Origin of the sequence: Gordonia sp. 852002-10350_SCH5691597 (assembly GCF_001665715.1) — a bacterium.
Classification (GTDB): domain Bacteria; phylum Actinomycetota; class Actinomycetes; order Mycobacteriales; family Mycobacteriaceae; genus Gordonia; species Gordonia sputi.
Map to the genome: position 1 here is coordinate 13,207 of NZ_LZMO01000090.1, position 24,444 is coordinate 37,650.

Consider the following 24,444-nt stretch of genomic DNA (forward strand, 5'->3'; position numbering starts at 1 on the left):
GCCCGCAATCGGGCCCCCGAAGACCTCACGCGACAACTTTAACCTACGGAACCGTAGGTTAGGGAATGAGTGGACTCCGGGACAGCCCCAGAGCAGTTCAGAGCCCCAGAGCAGTTCAAAAGCCCCAGAGCAGTTCAAAAGCCCCAGAGCAGTTCAAAAGCCTCAGAGCAGTCCAAAAGCCTCAGAGCAGTTCGAGGAGGAACGGTAGCTCCTGGGTCGCGTACCACCCCAGGTCGTGGTCTTCGACGTCGCCGACGGCGAGTTCGGCGTCCAGGTCGCCCATGTCCGCGGCGTCGATGACCACGACGGCGTTACGGACAGCACTTTCGGCATCGGCGCCGTCGACCAGCACAGACGCGATCGCCGACTTCGCGATCGGACCGGAGACCTTCACGACGGCGTCGTCGAGGTCGGGACGCAGTGTGGCTCCGTCGACGTCGGCGGCAACCACGGCACGACGAGGCGGTAGGCGGGGTGTGTCGCCGGGCTTGGCAGTCGCCTCGTCGGCTTCGAGGTCGGCCTCCGCGTCGGGGTCGCCCGGCTCGGGGGCTTCACCGGCCAGCAGGCGCAGCGACGCACGCGCGGCCTCGCGGATCGCCGCCTCCGCCAACTCCTCGTCGTCGCCGGAGAAGTACGACTCGCGCAACGCCGGAGTGAGTGCGAAACCCGTCCCGCCGACCGGGCGGAACTCCCCTGTCTCGTCGAGTTCGAGCAGCATGGTCAGCGTCGCCGGAAAGTAGACCCTCACCGCGTGTTTCCTCCTACGACATCCTCAGCGTGTTACCTGGATTCCGCGCCTTTAATGGATTCCACCCATTTACCTGGATTCCGCTGCCAACACTAGTGGGCGTCGGCGAGTTCCTCGTACGACTCGCGGACGTAGTCGCCGATGAGCGAGGGGTCGTCGATCACACCACGGTCGGCGGTGAACCCGAACTCGATCGACCCCGCATACTCGCACACGCCGACAGACAACGCGCGTCCGGCGACCAGGCCGGGTACGACGAACAGGTTGGACACCTTGTGGCCCGAGACGTACTGGGGCGGAATCGGCACGGTGTTCATCGCGACCGGCACGTTGTACCCGCGGCGGTCGAGTGACCGGAACGCGCGCGAACTGAGTTCCGCGAACGGTATGACACCCAGCTCGCTCAGCAACGGCTGCGTCGACGGTGAGACGCGTCGTGACGACTGCGCGTAGCGATTGGCCAGCCCCGCGACCTGAGCGAGTCGGACCAGCGGATTGGACTCCCCAACCGGGAGGTCGGTGACGAACCGCGGCTCGTCGGTGACGATCCACGTCTCGGGTGACTCCTCGTGCGCAAGTACCCCGGACTGTCGCGCGCCGAGCGGAAGCACCGCCCGCACGGTGTCGCCGAACCGACCCTCCGCGTCGATGGACGGCAGCCAATGGCGCATCGCACCCGTGATGATCGCGAGCTCGACGTCGTTGACAGTGCATTCGTTGCGTTCGGCGATCTTCGCGACATCGCGCCGTGGGACCGATGCCGAGACAAACGTGCGGGTCGACGACCCGGGCGCGTTCAACAGGCTCGACGGTGCCGAATCCGTGAGCTGCTGCACCAGGCGTCCTGCGCGGCGGACCGTACCCACCACCACGGACTTCGCCTCACCGAGCAATCCGTTGCCACCGATGACCGAATCAATCAGCTCTCCCGGGCGCGCCAACGCCTCGGCCAGCGCACTGACCGCCAACGACGCCGAACCGGGTGGGGGCCCGGGCATCCAGACATCCACGGGCAGTGCGGCGACGTCGGGTTCGTCGTCGCAGATCAGCTCGCTCATCTCGGCGCCACCGCCGTCGATCAGACAGCGATGCGACTTCGTCAGGATCGCGAACCCGCCGTCCTCGAGTCCCTCGATCAGATACATCTCCCACAGCGGTCGGCTGCGGTCGAGGGGCCGCGACATCACGCGGGAGACGAGATCTTCGAGATCGGCCATCGTTCCCGGCGACGGCAGGCCCGATCGGCGGATGTGGAAATTGATGTCAAAGTCGGGGTCGTCGGCCCAGACCGGACGGGCCAGCCCGAGGGTGACCTCCAGGACCACCTTCCGATACCGCGGCACGAGTTGCAGTCGGTTCTCGACGAGCCGCACCAGCGCCGGATAGTCGAGGACGGGTGGTTCCGACTTCTTTCCGCGTGTCCGACTGGTCGCGAGATCCTTTGCCGCGGAACGCTTCTTGCCGTTGGTTCCGGGAAAGACGATGACGGCACCGAGGTGATTGGTGACACCTGCGCCGTCGAGGAAGTAGGAGATCGCCTCGCGCGGAGACAGCCGGTTCGCCACGCGATGATCCTAGCGCCGCGGACACCGTCGCCGACATCGCGATGGCGATACCCGCCGCATCGCATGGGCGCGCCCCGCGAACGTAGTCATCCGAGTGTCAGGACGACCAGCTGCCAGCGATACTCGACGCGGGTCGCCACCGGACTGTAGCGACCACGAGCCGCCTGCCCAGCTACGCGAACCCGGCACGGCACGCGTTCGATACGCCCCGCGAACGCCCGCGACCTGCCCTGCCGCGAGTACGTCCCGAAGATCTCTGCCGATCCCGCGTCGCACATCTGGACGTGGACGCGTCGAACGGTGGGGATGCACATGTCGTGGCCCGCCGCCCCGGCCCGCGCGAGGGCGTCGATCTGGTCGTCGACCTGGATTCCGACCCGATGCTGCAGATGCGATGCGGGCCTGCGGCGCGCGATGACCTCGAAGATCATCGTGAGCGTGCCGACCGAGAAGTCCCGCGCCGCAATGGCGGTTGCGCCGGAACCAGTGCGGGAAGTCGCACGAGCCGCGGTGCGGGTACTGGCGCCCGGCATCTCCGGCGCGCGGCGAGCGGGGGCGGCAGCGGACCTCTCGTCACGCGTCGAGCCGGTCAGGGACCCGCGCGTCTCGTAGTCGGGCGCGGGCACTATCCGGATACGACTCGACGCCGGACTCGCTTCGATATGCGACGGCTGATCAGTGCAGGTGTTGGTCATGGAAACTCGGACGCACGCGAGGTACGTCCGGTTCCATGAACGTCAGAGAATTTTCAGCGTCGACGTCGCTTGGACTTCGGCGGCTTCGCGCCGTCACGTTTTCCGCTGGCACGCGCGGCGGCCCGACGCTCCCGACGCGACGCGGCCACGAGTGCCGGATCGTCGAGTTCCTCTTCCTCCGAGTGCACGGACGTGCCACCGTCCTCATCGGGCCCGGAGTACGTCATCGGGACGTCGGACTCGGCGTCGACGCCGACAGCACGCAATGCGGCCGGGGCCTCGCTGTTGCCAGACGCGCCATTCTGCGATGCCCCGTTGCCCGACGACGCCGCACCCGCCATCGCGGGCTGGCGTGCGGCGGCCGCGGCGGCAGTCGCCGCAGCGGAAGCCGGTGTGACAGTGGGAGCGGGCTCGGCCTGCACCTGCACGTTGTACAGATACTGGAGGGTCTCCTCCTTGAGGCCTTCGAGCATCCCGACGAACATGTCGTAGCCCTCGCGCTGGTACTCGACCACCGGGTCACGCTGCGCCATGGAGCGCAGGTGGATGCCCTCGCGGAGGTAGTCCATCTCGTAGAGGTGATCGCGCCACTTGCGGTCGAGAACACTGAGCAGGATCGTGCGTTCGAGCTGCCGCATGGCGTCCTCGCCGCCGATCGCGGTGATCTCCTCCTCGCGCTTCTCGTACGCCTTCTGCGCGTCATCGACGAGGATCTCTTTCAGCTCGTCGGCCGAGATGTCGTCACGCTCACCGAACTCGTTCTCGCCCACCACTTCTCGTGGGTCCAGCTCGATCGGATAGAGCGCGCGCAGGGCGGTCCACAGCTCGTCGATGTCCCAGTCCTCGGCGTAGCCCTCCGCGGTTGCGCCGTCGACATACGCTCCGACGACCTCGGCGATCATCTGCATGATCTGCTCGCGATGCTCGGTTCCCTCGAGAATGGTGCGACGCTCGGCGTAGATGACCTTGCGCTGCTCGTTCATCACCTCGTCGTACTTGAGGACGTTCTTGCGGACCTCGAAGTTCTGCTGCTCAACCTGGGTCTGTGCGCTGCGGATGGCCTTCGTGACCATCTTCGCCTCGATCGGGACGTCGTCTGGCAGGTTGACGCGGTTCATGATGGTCTCCAGCGCCGCGCCGTTGAAGCGTCGCATGAGCTCATCGCCGAGCGAGAGGTAGAACCGCGACTCGCCCGGATCACCCTGACGCCCCGAACGTCCGCGCAGCTGGTTGTCGATGCGACGGGATTCGTGGCGCTCGGTACCGAGTACGTACAGACCGCCCGCATCACGCACCGCTTCGGCTTCCTCCGCGGCTTCCCGACGCGCGAGGGTGATCGCTTCTTCCCACGCGGCCTCGTACTCGTCGGGGGTGTTGACCGGATCGAGTCCGGCTTTCCGTAGGCGGGTGTCGGCGATGATGTCCGGGTTGCCGCCGAGCACGACGTCCGTACCACGACCGGCCATGTTGGTGGCGACCGTGACCGCCCCGGGCCGGCCGGCCTCCGCGACGATCTGCGCTTCCTGCTCGTGGAACTTGGCGTTGAGCACGGTGTGCGGAATGTCGCGCTTGGCGAGCTGACGCGACAGATACTCCGACCGTTCGACGCTGGTCGTACCGATCAGGACGGGCTGACCGGCCTGGTGACGTTCGGTGATGTCGTCGACGACGGCGGCGAACTTCGCCTCTTCGGTCTTGTAGATCAGATCGCCCTGATCCTTGCGGATCATCGGCTTGTTGGTCGGGATCGGCAGTACGCCGAGCTTGTAGATCTGGTCGAACTCCGCGGCCTCGGTCTCTGCGGTACCCGTCATTCCGGAGAGCTTGTCGTACAAGCGGAAGTAGTTCTGGAGCGTGATCGTGGCGAGTGTCTGGTTCTCGGCCTTGATCTCAACGCCCTCTTTGGCCTCGATGGCCTGGTGCAGACCCTCGTTGAAGCGACGGCCGTCGAGCACGCGACCGGTGAACTCGTCGACGATCAGCACCTCACCGTTGCGGACGATGTAGTCCTTGTCGCGGTGGAAGAGTTCCTTGACCTTGATCGCGTTGTTCAGATAGCTGACCAGCGGCGAGTTGGCGGCCTCGTAGAGGTTGTCGATGCCGAGCTGATCCTCGACGAATTCGACGCCCGCCTCGTGCACGCCAATCGTCTTCTTCTTGATGTCGACCTCGTAGTGGACGTCACGCTCGAGCAGCGGCGCGATGCGTGCGAACTCGGTGTACCACTTGCTCGATCCCTCGGCGGGACCCGAGATGATCAGCGGTGTCCTGGCTTCGTCGACCAGGATCGAGTCGACCTCGTCGACGACGGCGAAGTTGTGGCCACGCTGCACGAGATCCTCGAGTGCGTGCGCCATGTTGTCGCGCAGGTAGTCGAAGCCGAACTCGTTGTTGGTGCCGTAGGTGATGTCGGCGGCGTAGGCGACCTTGCGCTGCTCGGGAGTCATCCCGGTCAAGATCACCGCGGTCTCGAGACCGAGGAAGCGGTGGACGCGTCCCATCCACTCGGAGTCGCGCTTTGCCAGGTAGTCGTTGACAGTGACGACATGCACGCCGTCGCCGGACAGCGCATTGAGGTAGGCGGGCAACACACAGGTAAGGGTCTTGCCCTCTCCGGTCTTCATCTCGGCGATGTTGCCGTAGTGCAGGGCTGCGCCACCCATGATCTGCACGTGGAAGTGCTTCTGGTCGAGAACACGCCATGCGGCCTCGCGAGCGACCGCGAAGGCCTCGGGCAGCACTTCGTCGAGTGTCTCGCCCTTGGCGATCCGATCCTTGAACTCGCCGGTCTTGGCCCGCAGTTCGTCGTCGGACAGCGATGCGATCTCGTCTTCCAACGCCTCGACGTGCGATGCGATCGCATCGAGTCGCTTGACCATGCGGCCTTCGCCGACGCGCAGTAGCTTGTTCAGCACCGTGGATCGAGTCCCTTACTCATGTCGACTACTCACGAAATACGGCCTGTGCATGCGAGTGCATGAACGCAGGCCGTATTCCATGGTACCGACGTCGCCTGAAGGGAGCCTGATCGGTGCCCCGTGGCTGCCGATCAGACGAGCCGGATCAGTCCGTAATCGAAGGCGTGGCGGCGGTAGACCACCGAAGCCTGATCGGTTTCCTTGTCGTGGAACAGGAAGAAATCGTGTCCGACCAGTTCCATTTCGTAGAGGGCGTCGTCGACGGTCATCGGGACGGCTGGGTGTTCCTTCACGCGGACGATCTGTCCTGGTGTGTGGTCATCGACGCCGTCGTCCCAGGTTTGTGCACCGTCGACGGATCTGGGGTCGCCGGAAAGCTCGTCGACGGTGAGTTGGTCGACTCGCAGTGGCGGCGCCCCCACCTCGGTCGCCTCGGCCACCGAGAGCGGCCGACGGTTGCCGTAGTGCACGCGTCTGCGGTCTTTCACCCGACGCAATCGGGACTCGAGCTTGTCGAGAGTGGCCTCGAGCGCGGCGTAGAAGTTTTCCGCGCATGCCTGCGCGCGGACGACAGGCCCCTTGCCGGTGGCCGTGATCTCCACCTGCTGGCACGCCTTGGACTGCCGCGGATTGCGTTCGTGATTGAGTTCGACGTCGAATCGATAGACGTTGAGGTCGAACCTCTCGAGTCGCGCGAGCTTGTCGCGGACGTAGATCTGGTAGTGCTCGGGTATCTCGACATTTCGCCCGGCGAAGACGACCGTGGCGTTCGGTTCGGCCGGCTCGTCGGACTCGACTGTTCCGGGGGGCCGCACAAAAGCGAATTCTGCGTCGTACTCGTCGGTGGTGACACCGACCTTTGGTTCACGCCGACCCTTGCGATGGACGACTTGCGACATTCGACTACCTCCTGGGTGTGCTACCACCACCCGACCTCGTCGAAAGATCTACAGAACCCATCGAGGTTCTTAGAACCCGAAAGCCGTTGTGCGCAAGGAGAACCCGCTGTGACTTACGTGAAGCACCAGACGATTCGCGGCAACTGAGGTCAGGAAATGGCGACTCATTCATGCCAACCGGCGGTTGACAACCACTGTCAGGGGCTTCACCTCCCGTACCGGGACTCGGCTACCTTCTGCACCCTCGACCGTAGTCGGAAGTTTGCCTGTTAGCCATCGATATGACGGCTCGTCGCCACGTTGATTCGAATACGGGACCAACGACCCAACGGTGCCCGCTCGGCAGGTATCCACAGGCTCACATGAATCCACAGTTGTGCGTCGGATCGCAGGCGCATCACGGGTATCCTTTGCCCGAGCGTGCAGGCTCGGGGCCATGTCAGGAATCGCCCGACGGCACGTCCGCGCGATCGCACGCGCCGGCGTCGACCTCATGATCCCGGTGACCTGTGGCGGGTGCGATGCTCCGGGACCGCGCTGGTGTGCACGCTGCGCAGCGTATCTCGCCGACGCTCCCGTGATGCTCTCACCCAGGGTCCCGGTCGGTGTCGGGGTGTGGGCGCTCGGGCGCTATCGCGGTCCACATCGCAAGGCGGTGATCGAGCTCAAGGAACACGGCCGACGCGATCTCGCCGCCCCTTTGGGGCACGCCTTGGGCGACGCACTGCGCACGCTGAGCCGCTGGGGCGAGATCCCACCCGCATCGCGGCTGGCCCTCGTTCCCGCTCCGACGCGGGCACTCGCGGCACGGCGACGCGGCGGCGACACCGTCACAGCCATCGCCGCCTGCGCAGCCGATGAACTCGGGCAACGCACGTCGGTGCGTCCGTTGCTGACCATCCGCCCCGGAGGACTCGACTCCGCAGGACTCGACGCCAGGGCGCGGCGTCGAAACCTCGCGCAGCGCGTCGGCATCCGGTCACCGCCGACGCGGGCCGACTGTTCACCCCACACGGCGACGGTGCTGGTCGACGACGTGATGACCACCGGCGCGACAGCAGCAGAATCGGTCCGCGTGCTCGCTGAACACGGCGTACGCGTCGACCTCGTCGCCGTCATCGCCGGCGCATGACAGACGTCCGAGGCTCGGGGCAGACGTACGTGGGTCAGGGAAGCACGGGGATCGCCGTCGGCGACATCGCGGGCTCGACCTCAGTCCAATACTGGTCGGGCTGCCCGTTGGTGCTGCCGAGTCGGAGTATCCCGCGTTGGTCGCCGATGTAGACGTTGCTGGCATCCGCGGTGACCGCGCGAACCGGTGGTGCCACGTTTCCGCTGATCAGACCGGATGCGGGAGCGCCGTTGATCGGCAACTGGACCACCGGCGAATCGGAGGCGTCGCGGGCGACCATGAGAGTCGTCGACGTCGCCCACGCCAGCGACACGGCTTGATTGCCGACGTTGTACGCGGCGATTCGTGGGTTGGACAGGGTCACCTGGCCGTCCTCGTTGGTGGCGATGACGGCGAGCAACACCTGTCCGCCGACGATGAGTGCGACACGGACACCGTCGGGCGACACCTGCAATTCGGTGATCGGGCCGCGCGCAATCGGCGCGATCGACCCCGCGTCGACCGTCGAAACGATCTGGCTGGAGTTCTGGGAATCACGCACAACGCGAACTGGCTTGCCGTCGACGACCGCCCACACGGTGTCGTTCCCATGGCTTCCCGAAAACGACGGTCGCGTGATCGAGGTCCCCGAGGTGAGCGGCGAGACCTCACCGCCATAAGCCCCCGACACCAGTTGCAGGCCGGGTTCGCCGCGGGCTGCGACGACCGCCGTCACCTCGTCGCCGTCCGCCGAAATCGACGCGGAGCGAACGTCGCGGCTGGTACCCAGCGATCCACCCGACGGCGTCGTCCCCGTGTCGGTGACCTTGAGCAGCGCGCCGTCGCGCACGATGTTGAGCCCGACATCGGTGGTGGGCGTTGCGAGCGGGTCGAACGCCTTGACGTCGGCGGGCTGCCACCCGGCGCTGCGCTCCGGGACCAGCGGCGCGCCGTCTGCGTTGATCACATACGGTCCGCCGATGTCCGCGGCGTTGAGCGTCCAGATGATCTGCGCGGCAAGCGATGTCCGGTCACGCACCCCGAGGGTTCCGAGACCGGTCAGTTCGATGCGGACGCCGCCGCCGGAGATCTGCGCAGCCTGTCCGCGCAGCGACGATCCGGTCGGGAAGCCGTTGTCGACGCCGGCTTCGAGGTCTTCTGCCGGGCCCGCGATCAGCCTGGTGAGCAGGACCGTCGGGTCTGCGTCCTGGTTGCCGTACAACCACCGCGGGTCCGAAACCAGGTGCTGATGGGTGCGATCGGTGAAGTACAACGACACCGAACGGTATGTCGCGACGAACCGACTCCTGTCGATCATCGCGCCGTTGGGCAGCGGGCCGTCGATCAGCCACTGCTCCCCCACGCGGACAAGGCTGATCGTGGTCTCGACCCGCCCGCTGGCGGGCAGCAGTTGTCCGTTGGACTTGAGTACTCCGACGTTGTCGCCGACGAGACGCATGCGCACCGAGTTCTGGCTGCGCTGATCGACGAACGTGTTGATCTCGTCGAGGATGATGGCGTCGCCACGCTCGTCCCACTGCTGCGACGACGGTGCCGTCAGAAATCGCCGGGCGGCCGCATGCCCATCCGTCGGCGACGCCGTGGCTTCAAGAAATGCACGCACCAGCGCTTCGGGGTCCATGTCGGACTGCGGAACCGGAACCGCGTTCGTCGGTCCCTCGCGCTTGAAGGATTCGATTGGCTGAGGCGACGAACTCTCGGGTACGCCGCCGCATGCGGCGAGCACGATCGCCGTCACGAGCAGCCCGATCAGCGCGACGAATCGTCGTGACGTCCGGCCGCCCACGCGCGCGATCACCGTTGCTCCCCGTCGCTCGCGTCGGCCCTGTCGGCAGTGTCGTCCCCGCCAACGGCGTCAGAGGTGCCGGGGTCGTCGAGTCGCGTAACAACCGTCTTCGTCGACGACTTCGCGGGCAAACTGCGGACCGGCTGACCAACCGGTTTGAGTGGCAACGGGCTACCGAGAACCTTGTGACCGCGAATCAGCGGAATGGTCAGTCGGAAGCACGCTCCCTTGCCGGGCTCGCCCCATGCGTCGAGACGCCCCTGGTGCAGCCGGGCGTCCTCGATGCTGATCGCAAGACCGAGCCCGGTGCCACCCGACCGACGGAACCTCGACGGATCCGACCGCCAGAAGCGGTTGAACACCAGCTTTTCTTCACCGGGGCGCAGCCCGATGCCCTGGTCGCGCACCGTGATCGCAACGGCGTCGCCGTCGGAGCGCATGGTGAGCGTGATGGGTTTGCGTTCGCCATGGTCGATGGCGTTCGCGAGCAGATTGCGCAGAATACGTTCCACACGACGCGGGTCGATCTCGGCGATGACGGGTTCGGCCGGTAGATCGAGGATGATCTCGGTTCCCGTGTCGGAGGCGAGGTGCGAGACCGTCGCGAGCGCTCCGTCGATCGGTATGGCCATGTCCATCCGTTCGGCGGCGAGTTCAGCCATTCCGGCGTCGTGTCGGGAGATCTCGAGGAGCTCGTTGAGCAACGTCTCGAAGCGATCGAGTTCTTTGTCGAGCAGCTCGACGGATCGTTTACGCACGGGGTCGAGGTCGTCGCGGCCCTCGTAGAGGACATCGCTGGCCATGCGGACCGTCGTGAGCGGTGTACGGAGTTCATGGCTGACATCGGAGGTGAACTGTCGCTGCAGACCACCGAACTCCTCGAGGTGGGTGATCTGCTTGGACAGGCTCTCGGCCATGTCGTTGAACGACATCGCCAAGCGGGCCATGTCATCCTCGCCGCGCACAGGCATTCGTTCCTTGAGGCGCCCATCGGCGAAGCGCACGGCAATTCTCGACGCCGACCGCACAGGCATGACGGCCTGCCGGGATACCAACCATGCGATGGCCGCGAGCAAGCCGAGTAGCACAACGCCTCCGGCGAGCAGGGTGCCACGCACCAGGTCGACCGTGTTCTGTTCGGTGGTCAGCGGAAACACCAGATAGAGCTCGAGTCCGGGAACCGACGAGTTGGTCGGTGTGCCGATGACCAGCGCGGGAATCGATCCGCCTGAACCATCGGCCACGCGCGTGTACTGATAGGCAACCTGTCCGCCCTGCACCATGTCACGCAGGTTGCGCGGTATCTCCGAGATCGGGCCGACGCCGAACTGTGAACCATCACTGCCTGATCGCGGCACGATGAGCACGCTGTCGAAGGTGCCGACAGATCCTGACGTCTGGCTGGTGTCGACGTCGCGGTCGGTCAGCAACGACCTCGTCTGCCGCAGCCGGTTCTGCACGGACGTGTTGCCGTCGCCGCTCGCAAGGTCACGTTCGACGGCGACGCGCGCACGCTCGACCTCTTCGGTCGCGGCACCCAACTTGACCTCGAGAAGCCGATCGGTGATCTGACTCATCAGCACGAACCCGAGGATGAGGAGCACGACGAACGACAACGCGAGCGTCGACACGACGACACGCAACTGGAGCGAACGCCGCCACATGCGGCCGAATGTCCGGCCGACGCCGCCTGCCGCGCGGGTGAACCGACCGAGAGTGCTGTTGACGCGACGTCGGGAACGACCGATCACGGCGGGCCGGCCTTGTAGCCGACCCCCCTCACCGTCAGGACGACCTCGGGATTCTCCGGGTCGGTCTCGACCTTGGCGCGTAGACGCTGGACATGCACGTTGACGAGTCTAGTGTCCGCCGGATGCCGGTATCCCCACACCTGCTCGAGAAGCACGTCGCGCGTGAAGACCTGCCGCGGTTTGCGGGCGAGCGCAACGAGGAGATCGAACTCGAGCGGTGTCAGCGAGATGGGCACGCCGTCACGGGTGACCTTGTGTGCGGGCACATCGATCTCCACCGGCCCGATCGACAGCAACTCGGCAGGCTCTTCGTCATTGCGACGCAGCCGCGCACGCACCCGCGCCACGAGTTCTTTCGGCTTGAACGGCTTGACCATGTAATCGTCGGCACCCGACTCGAGCCCGAGCACGACGTCGACGGTGTCGGACTTCGCTGTCAGCATCACGATGGGTACACCGGAATCGGCCCGCAACACCCGACACACGTCGATCCCGTTCATCCCGGGGAGCATGAGGTCGAGGAGGACGAGGTCAGGACGAACCTCTCGAACCGCAGTCAACGCCTGTGTTCCGTCGGAGACGACGAAGGGTTCGAAACCTTCACCACGCAACACAATCGTCAGCATTTCGGCGAGCGCGGCGTCGTCGTCCACAACGAGGATGCGAGGCTTCATGACTCCAATGGTGACACTTCCGTGATCGAACCGTCGTGATTGACGCGCCGAGGCGGGCTGGCGCCTTCTCATCGCCTCGGCGCCTACCATTCGATCGTGGGAGTGCTCATCGCAGTGGAGGGGTTGGACGGCGCCGGAAAGAACACGCTGGTCACCGGCGTGGTTGACGAGTTGACCCGACGCGGCGCGTCGGTGTCGACTTTCACGTTCCCGCGATATGGCTCATCTATTTTCGCCGACGTCGCGTCGGAGGCATTACACGGTGAGCACGGCGATCTGCGTGAGAGCGTCAACGCCATGGCGCTGCTCTTCGCACTCGACCGCGCCGACGCCGCAGCACAGATTCGCGCGTCACTCATCGAATCCGACGTTGTGATCCTCGACAGATACGTCGCGTCGAATGCGGCCTACAGCGCAGGACGGCTACGGCAGGACGCATCCGGAGGCATCGTGCGCTGGGTCGCCGACCTCGAGTTCGGCAGATTCGACGTTCCCGTCCCCGACCAGCACCTACTGCTCGGAGTGCCCGCAACCGTCGCGATGGAGCGCGCACGCTCTCGCGCGGCAACCGATCCGTCACGGCCACGTGACGCATACGAACGCGACGACGACCTGCAGATGCGCGTCGACTCCGTCTACCGACAGCTCGCCGCGGAGAGCTGGGCGTCGCCGTGGATCGAGGTCGGCACAGAATCTCCCGAATCGGTGGAACCCGCGGGCCTTGTTGCGCGTCTGATGCACGAATGACTGCACCCGCGATCCTCGCCCACGAATTCCTGCGCGCGTGAACGACGGCGTTATGAATGACGGAACTGGGGCAGCCGCTCGCCTCTTCGATAACGTCGACGATGACACCATCTGCCAAGGAGCTTCATGACCTACCCGCCCACACCGGGACGCGGCACACCGCCGCAGGGGCAGTACCCGACCACGCAGCATTCATCGGGCCAGCAGTCACCGGATCAGCCTTCACCCGCCTACGTCGACGGCAATCCGTGGGCGGCACCGCCCTCCGCGCCTGCGCCGTTCCCTCAGACGACGCCACCGGGAGCCGCTCCGGCGCCGGGGCTGCAACCGTACCCAGGCGTCCAGCCCTACTCAGGGGCTCCCCAGTACCCGGGAGCCGCGCAGTACCCGGGAGCCGCGCGGTACCTGGGAGCCCAGCCGTATCCGGGGGGACCACAGGGGCCGCTGGCGCAGCAGCCCGTTCCGCCGTCCGGCTGGGATTCACCGTTCGCGCATATGCAAACCGCCAAGTCGACGCCGCACCGTGGCCTGATCGCAGGAATCGCAGCGGGCGTCGTCGTGATCCTTGCACTCGGTGTGGTGCTCGTTGTGGCTCTCACCTCGGGCGGCGACAGTGCGACACCGACGGTTGCGGCGGCGTCGCCCAGCCAGGCTGCGCCCGACGACTCCGATCAGGGTGGTGAAGGTACTCAGGGCAGCCAGGACGGCGACTCTGCCGACGCCCCCGCAGATGGCAGCCAGGACGGCGACTCTGCCGACGCCCCCGCAGATGGCACCCAGGCCGTAGAGGTTCGTGCAGCGATGCAGCGCTACATCGACGCCTACAACACCGGGAACGTGGATCAGATCAAGTCCGCCACCTGCACCGGACTACGCGACCGGATTCGAGCACCGCAGGGCCGGGGCATGGTGATTCTCGACGGCATGTCTGAAGTACAGGTCACCGGCGACGTCGCGCAGTCGCTCGTCGAGACCCACGTGACCGACGGCGATCGGGCCACCCAGACCAAGACCGACAAGGCGACCTTCAGCAACGAGCAGGGCACCTGGTACTTCTGCCCCAACGCTCAGCCCTCCTACAGCACGTAGAGCGCGAGAGTAATCGCTCACCGAACGAGTCGGGGGCGTCCACGACAGTTGTCGTCGACGCCCCCGGCTCGTTATCGTCTGCCTCCGCTCTGATCCATCGGACAGCGCGAGGATCAGCAGCGGGTAGATCAGTAGCGGTAGTGCTCGGGCTTGTACGGCCCCTCGACGTCGACGTTGATGTACTCCGCCTGCTCCTTGGTGAGCTTGGTCAGAGTGCCACCGAGTGCTTCGACGTGGATCTTCGCGACCTTCTCGTCGAGGTGCTTGGGCAACCGGTAGACCTCGTTGTCGTACTCGTCGTTCTTGGTCCACAGCTCGATCTGCGCGATGACCTGGTTGGAGAAGCTGTTGCTCATCACGAACGACGGGTGTCCGGTCGCGTTGCCGAGGTTGAGCAGACGCCCCTCACTGAGGACGAGAATCGACTTGCCGTCGCCGAAGACCCACTGATCGACCTGCGGCTTGATGTTGATACGGGTCGCACCGGAGTTCTCCAGACCCGCCATGTCGATCTCGTTGTCGAAGTGACCGATGTTGCCGAGAATGGCCTGATTCTTCATCTGCTTCATGTGCTCGAGCAGGATGATGTCCTTGTTGCCCGTCGAGGTGACGACGATGTCGGCGTCGCCGATCGCCTGCTCGACGGTGACGACGTCGAATCCGTCCATGAGCGCCTGCAGCGCGTTGATCGGATCGATCTCGGTGACCTGCACGCGAGCGCCCTGGCCTGCGAGCGACTCTGCGCAACCCTTGCCGACGTCTCCGTAGCCGCAGATCAGCACCTTCTTGCCGCCGATGAGCACGTCGGTGCCGCGGTTGATGCCGTCGATCAGCGAGTGGCGCGTGCCGTACTTGTTGTCGAACTTGCTCTTGGTGACCGAGTCGTTGACGTTGATCGCGGGGAACGAGAGTTCACCGGCAGCAGCGAACTGGTAGAGCCGCAGCACGCCCGTGGTTGTCTCCTCGGTGACGCCCTTGACCGACTCGGCAATCTTCGTCCACTTGGTCTTGTCCTCGGCAAACGTGGTGCGCAGCAGCTCGAGGAACACCTTGTACTCGGCAGAATCGTCGTCGTCCGCAGGAGGGACGACACCCGCCTGCTCGAACTGCGCACCGCGCAGCACAAGCATGGTGGCGTCGCCGCCGTCGTCGAGAATCATGTTCGCGGGCTCGTCGGGATTGGGCCAGGTGAGCATCTGCTCGGCCGCCCACCAGTACTCCTCGAGAGTCTCGCCCTTCCACGCGAAGACCGGAACACCCTTCGGCTCGTCGACGGTGCCGTGCGGGCCGACGACGATCGCGGCCGCGGCATGGTCCTGGGTGGAGAAGATGTTGCACGACGCCCACCGCACCTGCGCGCCGAGTGCGACGAGAGTCTCGATCAGTACCGCGGTCTGCACGGTCATGTGCAGCGAACCGGAGATACGCGCACCCTTCAGCGGCGCGACGTCAGCGTATTCGCGACGCAGCGACATCAGGCCTGGCATTTCGTGCTCGGCGAGTCCGATCTCCTTGCGACCGAACTCGGCAAGCGACAGGTCGGCGACCTTGTAGTCGATGCCGTTCTTGGTGTCCACCTGAGGTGCCTCGCTCTGCACCATGGTCATGTCTTCCCCTTGTCCGTGAAATCGCATGTCACCGATGTGTGCCGCCGGGCACGCGCCTGTATGAGGGTGTCGCGCCGACTGTTCGCCGACGGCCGATTGAACGGGCACGCGAAGTGCGCACCCGAAAGTCACTCCACTACGAGGCTATCTAATACCGCAGACAAGGCCATGGCTGGCCACACGTCGGGCGCGAACGCGGTGCCGTGCGAGCCCGGCGAGGCGACGCTCACAGATGCTTGTCTGAGGCGACGCCCTCGACCTCGCCGCGCTCGCGACGGCCAACCATCGAATGGCGCATTCCGTAGAGCACGTAGATCAGCACGCCGATGACCATCCAGATCACGAAGCGAATCCACGTCAGCGCCGACAGGTTCAGCATCAGCCACAGGCACGCAAGGATCGCGAGCACCGGAATGATCGGCCCACCGGGAACGGTGAACCCGCGTTCGAGGTCAGGCCGGGCTCGACGCAAGACCAGCACACCCGCGGCGACGACGATGAACGCGAAGAGCGTTCCGACGTTGACCATCTCCTCGAGCTTGTTGATCGGGAAGAAGCCCGCGACCACGGCGACCACAACACCGATCAGCACGGTCAACCGCACCGGGGTTCCGAACCGCGGACTCGTCTTGGCCAACCCGCGCGGCAGCAGACCGTCGCGACACATCGCGAAGGCGACGCGTGACTGGCCGAGCATCAGCACCATGACGACCGTCGTCAAGCCCGCCAGTGCGCCGATGGCGATCACCTTCTCCGCCCAGGTGACCCCGTTCAACGCGAAGACGTCAGCGAGGTTCTTCGAGTCACCGCCGCTGCTCGCGAGCTGTTTGTAGTTCGCCATGCCGGTGACGACGATCGTGACCAGCACGTAGAGCACTGTGACGATCAGCAACGACCCGAGGATGCCCCTCGGAACGTCCTTGCGCGGATTGCGGGTCTCCTCCGCGGTGGTGGCGACGACGTCGAATCCGATGAACGCGAAGAACACGATCGACGCCGCGGCGAGCACGCCGTACCACCCGTAGGACGAGTCGCCTCCTCCTGTGATCAGCGAGAAGAGCGTCGAATCGACAGAAGCCTTTTCACCTGCCGCGTGTTCCGCAGGCGGCACGAAGGGGTGGTAGTTCGCCGTCTTGATGTAGAAGAAGCCGACGACGATGACGAGCAGCACGACGCCGACCTTGATCGCGGTGATCACGGCGCTGACACGCGACGACAGCTTGGTGCCCAGAGCGAGCAGTGTTGTCACAACCGCGACGATGAGGATCGCACCCCAGTCGATGGTGTGCGACCCGATGTCGACGGTCCCGCCGGAGAAACCGAACACGCTGCCGAGGTAGCTCGACCATCCCTTCGACACCACAGCCGCACCGACCGCGAACTCCAGGATCAGATCCCAGCCGAGAATCCAGGCGAGGAACTCACCGAATGTCGCGTAGCCGAATGTGTATGCGGACCCTGCGACGGGAACGGTCGAGGCGAACTCGGCATAACAGAGTGCCGCCAGCGCGCAGGTGATGGCGGCCATGACGAATGACAGGGAGATCGCCGGCCCCGCTTTGTCGCCGGCAGTCGACACGGTGATCGTGAAGATACCCGCACCGATCACGACCGAGACACCGAAGACGATGAGGTCCCGCCACGTCAGATCCTTGCGAAGTCTGTGCTCGGGCTCGTCGGTGTCGGCCATCGACTGCTCGACAGACTTGGTGCGTGTGAACGCGTTGGCCATCAGCGCTTCTCCCTGCATTTCTGGTCAGCAGTGTCAGGTCAGCATCGTCGACGCGTCGTCCGTCTTCTCGACCGACGCAGGGTCGGAGTGACTTGTGATCCCCCGACTCGACAGTGTGCTCACGCAACCGGCGTTCCGGTTATCGCGGATTCACACGCTACCGACTGCGCGGGTGGTGTGAGGGCTTTAACGCGAAGACATGTCGGCCCGATCTGCGGCGGGCTGCGCCGAGCCCCGATCAATGTCGGGTTCGAGATAGATGATCCTCGCTTGTGGCACGGCCGTACGGATTCTCGCCTCGGCGTCGTCGATGATATGCGCGACCGCCACCACATCTGTCCCGGCCGGGATCGCGATCTTGGCGGCCACGAGGAGCTCGTCGGGCCCGAGGTACTGGGTCTTCATGTGAATGACGCGATCGACCCCATCGGACTCGAGCGCTTCGCGGAGAGCGACCTCTTCCTCCACCGTCGCACCCTCTCCGATCAGAAGGCTCTTCATCTCGACGATCAGCACGATCGCGATCACGCCGAGCAGAACGCCGATCGCCAGCGTTCCGATACCGTCCCACACCGCATTGCCGGTGATCATGGTCAACCCGACGCCGAGCAGCGCCAGTAGAAGACCGATCAACGCGCCCGTGTCTTCGAGGAGAACCACCGGGAGTTCCGGATTCCGCGAGTTGCGGATGAATCGCCACCACGACGCACCGCCCTTGAGCGGGCGCGATTCACGCATGGCCGTCGTGAAGCTGTAGCCCTCGAGGCAGATGGCGACAAGCAGGATCACGATCGCGACGATCGGCGACTCGAGTCCGTGATCGTTTGCGTGGGTGATCTTTTCGATGCCCTCATAGATCGCGAACATAGAACCGAGCGTGAAGATCACCAACGCCACAACGAACGAATAGAAGTACCGGGCGCGCCCATAACCGAACGGATGAAGCTGGTCGGCCTCCTGGCTTGCGCGCTTCTGCCCGAGCAACAACAGCCCCTGATTGCTGGTGTCGGCGACGGAGTGCACACCCTCCGCGAGCATCGACGAGGACCCGGTGATCGCGAATCCGACGAACTTGGCCACGGCGATACCGGCGTTGGCCGCGAGTGCCGCGAGAATTGCCTTCTTGGAACCTTCTGCCGACACCGTGTTGTCCTTCCATCGACGTCATTGCCGCCCGCCGCACAGGCATCGCCGGTCATTCTTGTCGCCTGAGACTCTAACCGACTACCCCGGAACGAACATGCCGGCGTTTCGCGCGGGCGGGTATGGGACCACGCAGGCACAACCGCAGGCCCCACCCCGCCCCGCCCCCATTCGGGACGTCACATTCAGATGGAGCCGAAACCGCGCCCGATCGCGCCGTCGAGCTCCGACATCGTGTTCGACGCGTTCTGCACGCCGCGGTGCAGGCCGAACAGTTGATCGCGCGACTGAAGGAAGATGCGGTCCCAATTCGCCTGCGCCTGCTCGTACGACGCCTTGGCGATGTCCGACGTCCAGATCGCGTCGAGCGAGTGGACCTGCCGCTTGAGTTCGTCGGCGAGGTCGCTCAGCCGCGTGAACTCCGACTGGAGATTGCCGCTGAGATCGCCGAGACCTGCAAAGTTGTATTCGATCTGTCCCATGTCTGTATTCCCTTCTGATCGCTCGAACCGAATGCTCCCGAGCGTGAATGTGTCGAGCGTGAATGTGTCGAGCGTGAATGTGGTTGTGCCCGAGTCTGATTGATCGTGAGAACCTGCTTCAGATCCGCACTCCTCCGGGCTGGAAACCACCCGCGACCTGAGCATCGTTGTCCTCGTATCCGGTGAAGCCGCTGCTGAGCTTGTTCCGAATGTCGTCGAGCGCGTTGTGCAACGCCAGCGCCGACGAGTTCCAGTCGGCGTGGGTATCGGTGAAGGCCGCCGACGCCTTGCCCTGCCACGACGCGGCGCCGTTCGACGATGCCCGTGCGATGCGACCGATGGTCTCCTGCATGTCGGCGACCACCCCCGCAACCGATTTCGTTGTGGCCATTGCCGATTCGACGTCGACCTTGACCGCTCCCCCGCCGTTGTCACCGAGATTGAGCATCCTGATCCTCCTGTGGTTGAGCACCGATCACGGTGCCTCGCGGTATCCGCGACTCAGATACCGTTGGTGTGCACGACGTTCGGAATCGGTTCCGACGTCGCTTCCCGAACGAGTGGCCCGGACGTCACCGGGGCCACCAGCCGTCGGGAAGGGTCTCGATCAGCAGACCCACGGCCTGACCGATGCGATGACCCGAACCCGGCGACAGCGTGGTCCACACCCTGCCGTCGGGAGATCTACTGGGACCGGCAACAATTCGACCTCGCGCTGTGTCGATGACGCCGAGCGCTCCCGGGGATTGCGTGAGCATTCCGTCGCGGCGCGAGACCGCGACAACTTCGATGCGACGCTCAATCGTCGCGAAAGCACGTGCCACAGCGCCGGAATCGCCCGGTGGCATACCCAATCGCGTCAGTGTTCGCGCGACCTCAGCGGTAGCCAGACAACGCCCGAGACGATCTGCGAGTTCGTCGCACGGACACGCGAGCGCACCGAACTCCAAGGGTTCCGGGCGCGCTATGGGTTTCTGGTCCGCTATGCCCCGATCGCTCCTGTCATCGTCTCCGCGATCTGTGCAGTGTCGACGTACCAGCGCCGAGACCGCGGCGACGTCAGGAAGCTCGACGCCCGTGATGTCGATGGTGTCGCCGCTCCTCACGGCGAAGACGTGGTGATCGTCGCGACGCGCGAGACACGCACGGACGGTGTCGGATTCGGTGAATGTGCGGATCTCCAACTCTCGGTCGGGCAGCGCGAGTACCCGCAGTGCGGTCGCAAGCCATGGCACGGGATCGCCCACGTCATCGACGAGTCGAAGCTCGGCGATGCGGGCGTCGGCCGCGGAGTGTGCGGCGCGCGCACGCTCGGCATCGTCGTCGATGGCGAGGAGGTCGAGCACGACCGGCCAGGTGGTCACACCGAACCGCGCACCGACCCGGCGTAGAGTCGCGACATCCACTCGTCCACCTCGCGTCGCTGTCCAGATCATCGCGTCGACACCTCCCCGAGCCGAAGGGTCTGCTCGAGATAGGCGGGATCTATTGTCGGCGAGCCCGATTCAACGCCGGAGTCGATCGTCACCTGCGAGGAGACCGCAACGCCTGCGGCTGCCCAGGTGGCAGGCGGCTCGTGAGCGATCCCGGCGCCACATACCGGTTCGCCGCGATCGGCGGCTACCGCTACTGTTCGCGTCACACGCTGCTCGGTCGTCGCAGCCACCGACGGGGCGACGGGCGGTGGCATCGACTCCGATGGCATCGGTCGTGATGTAGGTGTCGGCGTAGCGGCCGCCGTGGCCTGCGGGGCCGCCGCGAGGGTCGTCGCCGCGTATCCGGCCGTGACCGGCGGCGGCACCATTGGCCCGAACGGCGATCCACCCCCGGCCAGCCGTGTCGTCGCGTTTGTTGTTGTCACCGTGTGGGGCTCGACGTTCGCGGCGTCCGCTGCGCTGCGAGCAGCGCTCGCCGCCGACTGCTCGGCAAGCAGTGCCGCGTCGGAGACCAGCAGCGGCGCGCGATCCTCGACATGCCACGGCTGCGCTGAGGGCGTCGCAGCCTGTTCGTATGCCTCCATCACGCGGGCCGCGCGCATGCGCTGGTCGTGTCGGGCGCGCTCGGCGTGGGCGGCAGCGCCCGTGATGACAGGCGCGACCGCACTCACCGACCTCGCGAGATCGCTCAGTCCGTCGACCAGATCCACCTCTCCGACGGCGGGCATCGCCAGCCTCGCAACTGTTGCTGCCGCACCCTGCTCCTGCGCGAGAACAGCGTTCGACGCCGCGGTCGCCGCGGCATCGGCAAACCAGCCACCCAACGCGGTCAGTCGATCGAGCGCCTCGCTTGCGTGGGTGGATGCCCACGATCCCCCCATCCGCGCCAGGATGGTGCCGTATTCGACTGCGGCGTCGCCCATCTCGCTCGCGACAGCACTCCATGCACCTCCCGCCTCGATCAAGGGCGCAGGACCGACACCGGACGCGAGATCGGACACGAGCCGATCAGTGGTACGTGCGTCCCAGATGACGCCGGTGAAACCGGTCACTGCACTCCTCCTTCCTGTCGAGAGCTTGACTGCTACAGCGGTATTCAACTGCAGCGGTATTCGCCGGCAGCTCTTGTCGTACTCGATGTCTTGACGTGCGGCTTCGCAGCCCGACTCAGATACGCAGTCCGCGTGCGACCGCGTCGTCGGCGTCGACGACCCGTGTCGCCTGGGCGCGCAATGTGGCAGCGATTTTGCGTAGTTCGAGGACTCCCGACGCGGCGTCGGCGTCGAACCCGCGCGCGACGGCGTCGAAGGAACCCGCGACCGCGACTGACACCTCGTCGCGACCAGCCGTGGCAACCGTCCGCCGATCGGCGGTACCGATCACCGAGCCCTCAATTCGATCGGCCAATCGGTCGAGATCTCTTGCGGCAGTGATCAGTTCGTCGGGGTCGACGCTGAGTTTCGGATCCGGCATGGCACACCTCCAGGTGTCTCGGACAGTGGTCGTTGGCGAGAGGACGGATCAACTCTGCGGCTCGGTCTCCAGTTCGGAGTCGTGCCACAAGAGGCGAAGTTGGATATCCGGTGTCGGCGATGACTCGGGTTGCGCAGGTTGATCACCGATCACGGAGGGAGCCACCTCGTGCGACTCGCCAACCACCTCCATACCGTGTTCTTCGGTGACGAGGTAGTCAGGAATCTCGTGGTGCTCCGCGGCATCCGCTGCGCCGCGCGCCGCGCCCGCCGCCATCATCGGGGCCATTGACGCCGGCACGGGAGTCGTTGTCGTACCGGCGGTTCGAGTTGTCTGCGACGGCGTCAACGACGCAGGCTCGGTGCTCCCGATCCCGGCAGACATGCCCGCCCGTGCGGCCCCGAGAGGCGCCGACGCCGCACCCAGACCACCAACCCCCATACCCAGAGCCCCGGCACCCATCCCAGCCGCGCCGACAGCGGCGTCGCCCGATCCCCCGCGCGGTCCTGCGAGATCGGGATCGTCACCGGCGGCGACGTGGTCGAGACGTGCGGCGTCGACGCCGTCGCCGGAGGCGATACCGAGCATCTCGCTGACAGGAGCCATCAACGCAGAGGGCAGTTGTGTCGCGGTGGAGACGAGGGGCGAGACCGCCTCGAGGATCGAACTGGCCAGCGCGAACGGCGACTGCGCTGCCGATGTTGCGACCGTCGGCGGGGCGGTCACGTTGACAGGGGCCCCGTTGACGACCATTTGCGTTGTCGGGCCGAGCAATTGGGCCCGAGTCACTGCGACCGCGGCAGTCGCCTCGGCAAGACCCTCGGTAGCGAATGCGACCGCGGCGCCCTGCCCGACCGGCGTCACAAGGCCCGGCCCGAGCACCGCGATCTTGCCGATCGTCGCCGCGATGATCCCCTGCACGGTCGCGAGGCCCGCCGCCACGATCCCCGCTGCGGCTTGGATGTCGATCGACATCACCCCGCCCTGGGTCGACAGCGCGGCACTGTCGGCGCTCGCCTGCGCCGTTTTGGTCGTCGCACCCAGCGACGCCTGGCCCGCCCACAAGGTATCGAGCACACCGAGAGCCTGTGTGGCGGTGGACATCGCGGTGTCGAGCACCGTCGACAAGCTCTCGAAGAGCATCGACGGGTCGACCGGTGCGCCGGCCAGGTTGCCGGTTCCGAATCCGCCCAGGAGATCGGTGATCGGCTTGAGCAGCATGCCGATGTCTATCGTCGGCAGCGGCGGAAGTCCCGGCATGGGCGGTAGCGCCGGGACTTGTGGAATCTGCGGCAGGCCGAGTCCGGCGAGTACCTCACCAACGGGCCTATCTAGGATCGGCCCGAGAGGCGTGGCGTCGATCATGTCCTGGATCGACATGTTGTTGACCGCGGGAACATCGGGCATCGACGTGTCGATCGCGTCGGGCAGATGTGGCCCACCCGTGGCGGGTTGCGGCGAGCTCACAGCACCGACCGAATTGCTGCCGCACCGGCCGCGTCGTTGGCGTCGAATTCAGCGAGTGCGGCCACCGTGCTCGCGGCAGTCGATGCGTGGACGGCCGCGAGGCTCCCGACCCCGACCAAGTGGTTGGCCTGAGCGGTGATGAAAGCCGCCAGGAACTCTTGACCGATGAGCCCGAACACCCCGATCATCGCAGCGGTGTTCGCCGCTGCGTCGATCGTGCCCGCCGCGCCTACCGCGGTGCCGATCGCCACGTTGGTTGCCGCAAAGCCTTCCAGCACTTCAGGTGTCACCGTCACGTTGTCCATGTGGTCCCCTCGTTGATGAGCGATTGCAGGTTTACGGTTCTCTGTGCTTGAGCGGCTATCTGTGCTTGAGCGGTTCTTCGAGCTTTGGGGATCTGACGCGCCCTGCGCCCGAAAGGTTCCATCGAATTTCCCGACGTTGCGTCGGTGTCGGTCATCGGCTCTCGAGCTGCTCGGCGAAGACCGCGGTGAACTCTTCGGTGAGCGCCGCACGTGCGGCGAACGCACGTTGGGCACCGAGAAGTGCTGTCGCGACGATCTGTTCGCCCAGCCGCACCTCGCCGAGATCGTTGGCGCCTTCTCCCAACCACAGACCGGTCAGCGCCCCACTGCCGTCGACCTCCGCCGTCACCAGTCCGTCCGGCGAACTCTCCCGCACGCTCAACGCGGCCAGCCGGTCGCCGAAGTCGGCAAGGTGACCCAGTTGAGCCCGTGCGCGCGCTTCGAGTTCGTCCATTGCACCCGTCATCGTCTTCGCCTCACACCCGGCGCAGCCACGACGCCGGGACGTCGTCGCGCTCGTCGTCGAGTTGCTCGGCGCGGGAGAGGTCGTCGGTGGTCGGCAAGCCCATTGCATCGACGACGTCGCGCGACGCCCCGGCCTCGAGAAGCTCGTCGCGCCAACGGATACCGGCGGCCATCGCCGATTGCCTGCAGAGCCGCAGGATCTCGTCGGCGAGGACGTCAGGCCTCTTCTCGAGCTGCGATCGATCAATGCGGACGCGCGTCGGCAGACCTTGCGGTGTGGTCACCACCGTGATCGCGCCGGATCGTGATCGCGCAGAGGACATTCGAAAT

The 24,444-nt window shown here is 65.6% G+C and carries 23 protein-coding genes; 3 read left to right on the forward strand and 20 right to left on the reverse strand.

The window, feature by feature from the left end:
• Positions 1-181 precede the first annotated feature (181 nt).
• The 5 genes from A5777_RS06480 to hpf all read right to left on the reverse strand — a co-directional run bounded on the left by A5777_RS06480 (position 182) and on the right by hpf (position 6,825).
• Positions 182-748, reverse strand: a complete 567-nt coding sequence (locus A5777_RS06480; protein WP_005208011.1) for a DUF6912 family protein — start codon at positions 746-748, stop codon at positions 182-184.
• A 92-nt stretch (positions 749-840) separates the two neighbouring features.
• The gene (locus tag A5777_RS06485) at positions 841-2,313 is read right to left on the reverse strand and encodes a wax ester/triacylglycerol synthase domain-containing protein (protein WP_064862041.1); all 1,473 of its coding nucleotides are present in this window, start codon (positions 2,311-2,313) and stop codon (positions 841-843) included.
• A gap of 86 nt (positions 2,314-2,399) precedes the next feature.
• Positions 2,400-3,008, reverse strand: coding sequence for an Rv3235 family protein (locus A5777_RS06490; RefSeq protein ID WP_064862042.1), 609 nt, complete (start codon positions 3,006-3,008; stop codon positions 2,400-2,402).
• Positions 3,009-3,061: 53 nt separating this feature from the next.
• The gene (gene secA, locus A5777_RS06495; protein ID WP_064862043.1) at positions 3,062-5,923 is read right to left on the reverse strand and encodes a preprotein translocase subunit SecA; all 2,862 of its coding nucleotides are present in this window, start codon (positions 5,921-5,923) and stop codon (positions 3,062-3,064) included.
• 134 nt (positions 5,924-6,057) lie between these two features.
• The gene (gene hpf / locus A5777_RS06500) at positions 6,058-6,825 is read right to left on the reverse strand and encodes a ribosome hibernation-promoting factor, HPF/YfiA family (protein WP_064862044.1); all 768 of its coding nucleotides are present in this window, start codon (positions 6,823-6,825) and stop codon (positions 6,058-6,060) included.
• 436 nt (positions 6,826-7,261) lie between these two features.
• Between hpf and A5777_RS06505 the strand changes: the two genes are divergently transcribed.
• Positions 7,262-7,957 (forward strand): ComF family protein, encoded by a 696-nt coding sequence (locus A5777_RS06505; protein ID WP_064862045.1) that lies wholly within the window; start codon positions 7,262-7,264, stop codon positions 7,955-7,957.
• Positions 7,958-7,991: 34 nt separating this feature from the next.
• Here the strand turns inward: A5777_RS06505 and lpqB are convergent, their stop codons facing one another.
• The 3 genes from lpqB to mtrA are packed head-to-tail and all read right to left on the reverse strand — an operon-like array spanning position 7,992 to position 12,168.
• Positions 7,992-9,755 carry an MtrAB system accessory lipoprotein LpqB gene (gene lpqB / locus A5777_RS06510; RefSeq protein WP_064862046.1) on the reverse strand — a complete coding sequence of 588 codons (1,764 nt, stop codon included), beginning with the start codon at positions 9,753-9,755 and terminating at the stop codon, positions 7,992-7,994.
• Complete coding sequence (gene mtrB / locus A5777_RS06515) at positions 9,752-11,494, reverse strand: MtrAB system histidine kinase MtrB (protein WP_064862047.1); 1,743 nt, start codon at positions 11,492-11,494, stop codon at positions 9,752-9,754. Before mtrB ends, lpqB begins: the two co-directional genes overlap by 4 nt.
• Positions 11,491-12,168, reverse strand: coding sequence for an MtrAB system response regulator MtrA (gene mtrA / locus A5777_RS06520; RefSeq protein WP_005170551.1), 678 nt, complete (start codon positions 12,166-12,168; stop codon positions 11,491-11,493). Before mtrA ends, mtrB begins: the two co-directional genes overlap by 4 nt.
• 96 nt (positions 12,169-12,264) lie before the next feature.
• Here mtrA and A5777_RS06525 point away from each other — a divergent pair, with 96 nt between their 5' ends.
• The gene (locus A5777_RS06525) at positions 12,265-12,915 is read left to right on the forward strand and encodes a dTMP kinase (RefSeq protein WP_064862048.1); all 651 of its coding nucleotides are present in this window, start codon (positions 12,265-12,267) and stop codon (positions 12,913-12,915) included.
• Positions 12,916-13,041: 126 nt separating this feature from the next.
• Positions 13,042-14,004 (forward strand): hypothetical protein, encoded by a 963-nt coding sequence (locus A5777_RS06530; RefSeq protein ID WP_064862049.1) that lies wholly within the window; start codon positions 13,042-13,044, stop codon positions 14,002-14,004.
• Positions 14,005-14,132: 128 nt separating this feature from the next.
• Here the strand turns inward: A5777_RS06530 and ahcY are convergent, their stop codons facing one another.
• From ahcY to A5777_RS06590, 12 genes are all read right to left on the reverse strand, one after another.
• Complete coding sequence (ahcY, locus tag A5777_RS06535) at positions 14,133-15,611, reverse strand: adenosylhomocysteinase (RefSeq protein ID WP_064862050.1); 1,479 nt, start codon at positions 15,609-15,611, stop codon at positions 14,133-14,135.
• 226 nt (positions 15,612-15,837) lie between these two features.
• Positions 15,838-17,343 carry an APC family permease gene (locus A5777_RS06540; protein WP_064862063.1) on the reverse strand — a complete coding sequence of 502 codons (1,506 nt, stop codon included), beginning with the start codon at positions 17,341-17,343 and terminating at the stop codon, positions 15,838-15,840.
• Positions 17,344-17,529: 186 nt separating this feature from the next.
• On the reverse strand, positions 17,530-18,486 hold the full coding sequence (locus A5777_RS06545; RefSeq protein WP_005207999.1) for a cation diffusion facilitator family transporter: 957 nt from the start codon (positions 18,484-18,486) through the stop codon (positions 17,530-17,532).
• 185 nt (positions 18,487-18,671) lie between these two features.
• Positions 18,672-18,968 carry a WXG100 family type VII secretion target gene (locus tag A5777_RS06550; RefSeq protein ID WP_005207998.1) on the reverse strand — a complete coding sequence of 99 codons (297 nt, stop codon included), beginning with the start codon at positions 18,966-18,968 and terminating at the stop codon, positions 18,672-18,674.
• A gap of 118 nt (positions 18,969-19,086) precedes the next feature.
• Positions 19,087-19,416 (reverse strand): WXG100 family type VII secretion target, encoded by a 330-nt coding sequence (locus A5777_RS06555; protein ID WP_005207997.1) that lies wholly within the window; start codon positions 19,414-19,416, stop codon positions 19,087-19,089.
• A gap of 124 nt (positions 19,417-19,540) precedes the next feature.
• Complete coding sequence (locus tag A5777_RS06560; RefSeq protein WP_064862051.1) at positions 19,541-20,404, reverse strand: ESX secretion-associated protein EspG; 864 nt, start codon at positions 20,402-20,404, stop codon at positions 19,541-19,543.
• Positions 20,401-21,456 (reverse strand): PPE domain-containing protein, encoded by a 1,056-nt coding sequence (locus A5777_RS06565; RefSeq protein WP_064862052.1) that lies wholly within the window; start codon positions 21,454-21,456, stop codon positions 20,401-20,403. The genes A5777_RS06560 and A5777_RS06565 overlap by 4 nt, the downstream gene beginning before the upstream one ends.
• A gap of 115 nt (positions 21,457-21,571) precedes the next feature.
• Positions 21,572-21,877, reverse strand: coding sequence for a PE family protein (locus A5777_RS06570; RefSeq protein WP_064862053.1), 306 nt, complete (start codon positions 21,875-21,877; stop codon positions 21,572-21,574).
• 48 nt (positions 21,878-21,925) lie between these two features.
• Positions 21,926-23,344, reverse strand: coding sequence for a hypothetical protein (locus A5777_RS06575; RefSeq protein ID WP_387316751.1), 1,419 nt, complete (start codon positions 23,342-23,344; stop codon positions 21,926-21,928).
• Positions 23,341-23,649, reverse strand: a complete 309-nt coding sequence (locus A5777_RS06580) for a type VII secretion target (protein ID WP_005207992.1) — start codon at positions 23,647-23,649, stop codon at positions 23,341-23,343. The genes A5777_RS06575 and A5777_RS06580 overlap by 4 nt, the downstream gene beginning before the upstream one ends.
• Before the next feature lie 151 nt (positions 23,650-23,800).
• Positions 23,801-24,115: a YbaB/EbfC family nucleoid-associated protein gene (locus tag A5777_RS06585; RefSeq protein WP_082933568.1), complete on the reverse strand. Its 315-nt coding sequence runs from the start codon at positions 24,113-24,115 to the stop codon at positions 23,801-23,803.
• Between the two features lie 10 nt (positions 24,116-24,125).
• The gene (locus tag A5777_RS06590; protein WP_051994049.1) at positions 24,126-24,437 is read right to left on the reverse strand and encodes a hypothetical protein; all 312 of its coding nucleotides are present in this window, start codon (positions 24,435-24,437) and stop codon (positions 24,126-24,128) included.
• Positions 24,438-24,444: the final 7 nt, after the last annotated feature.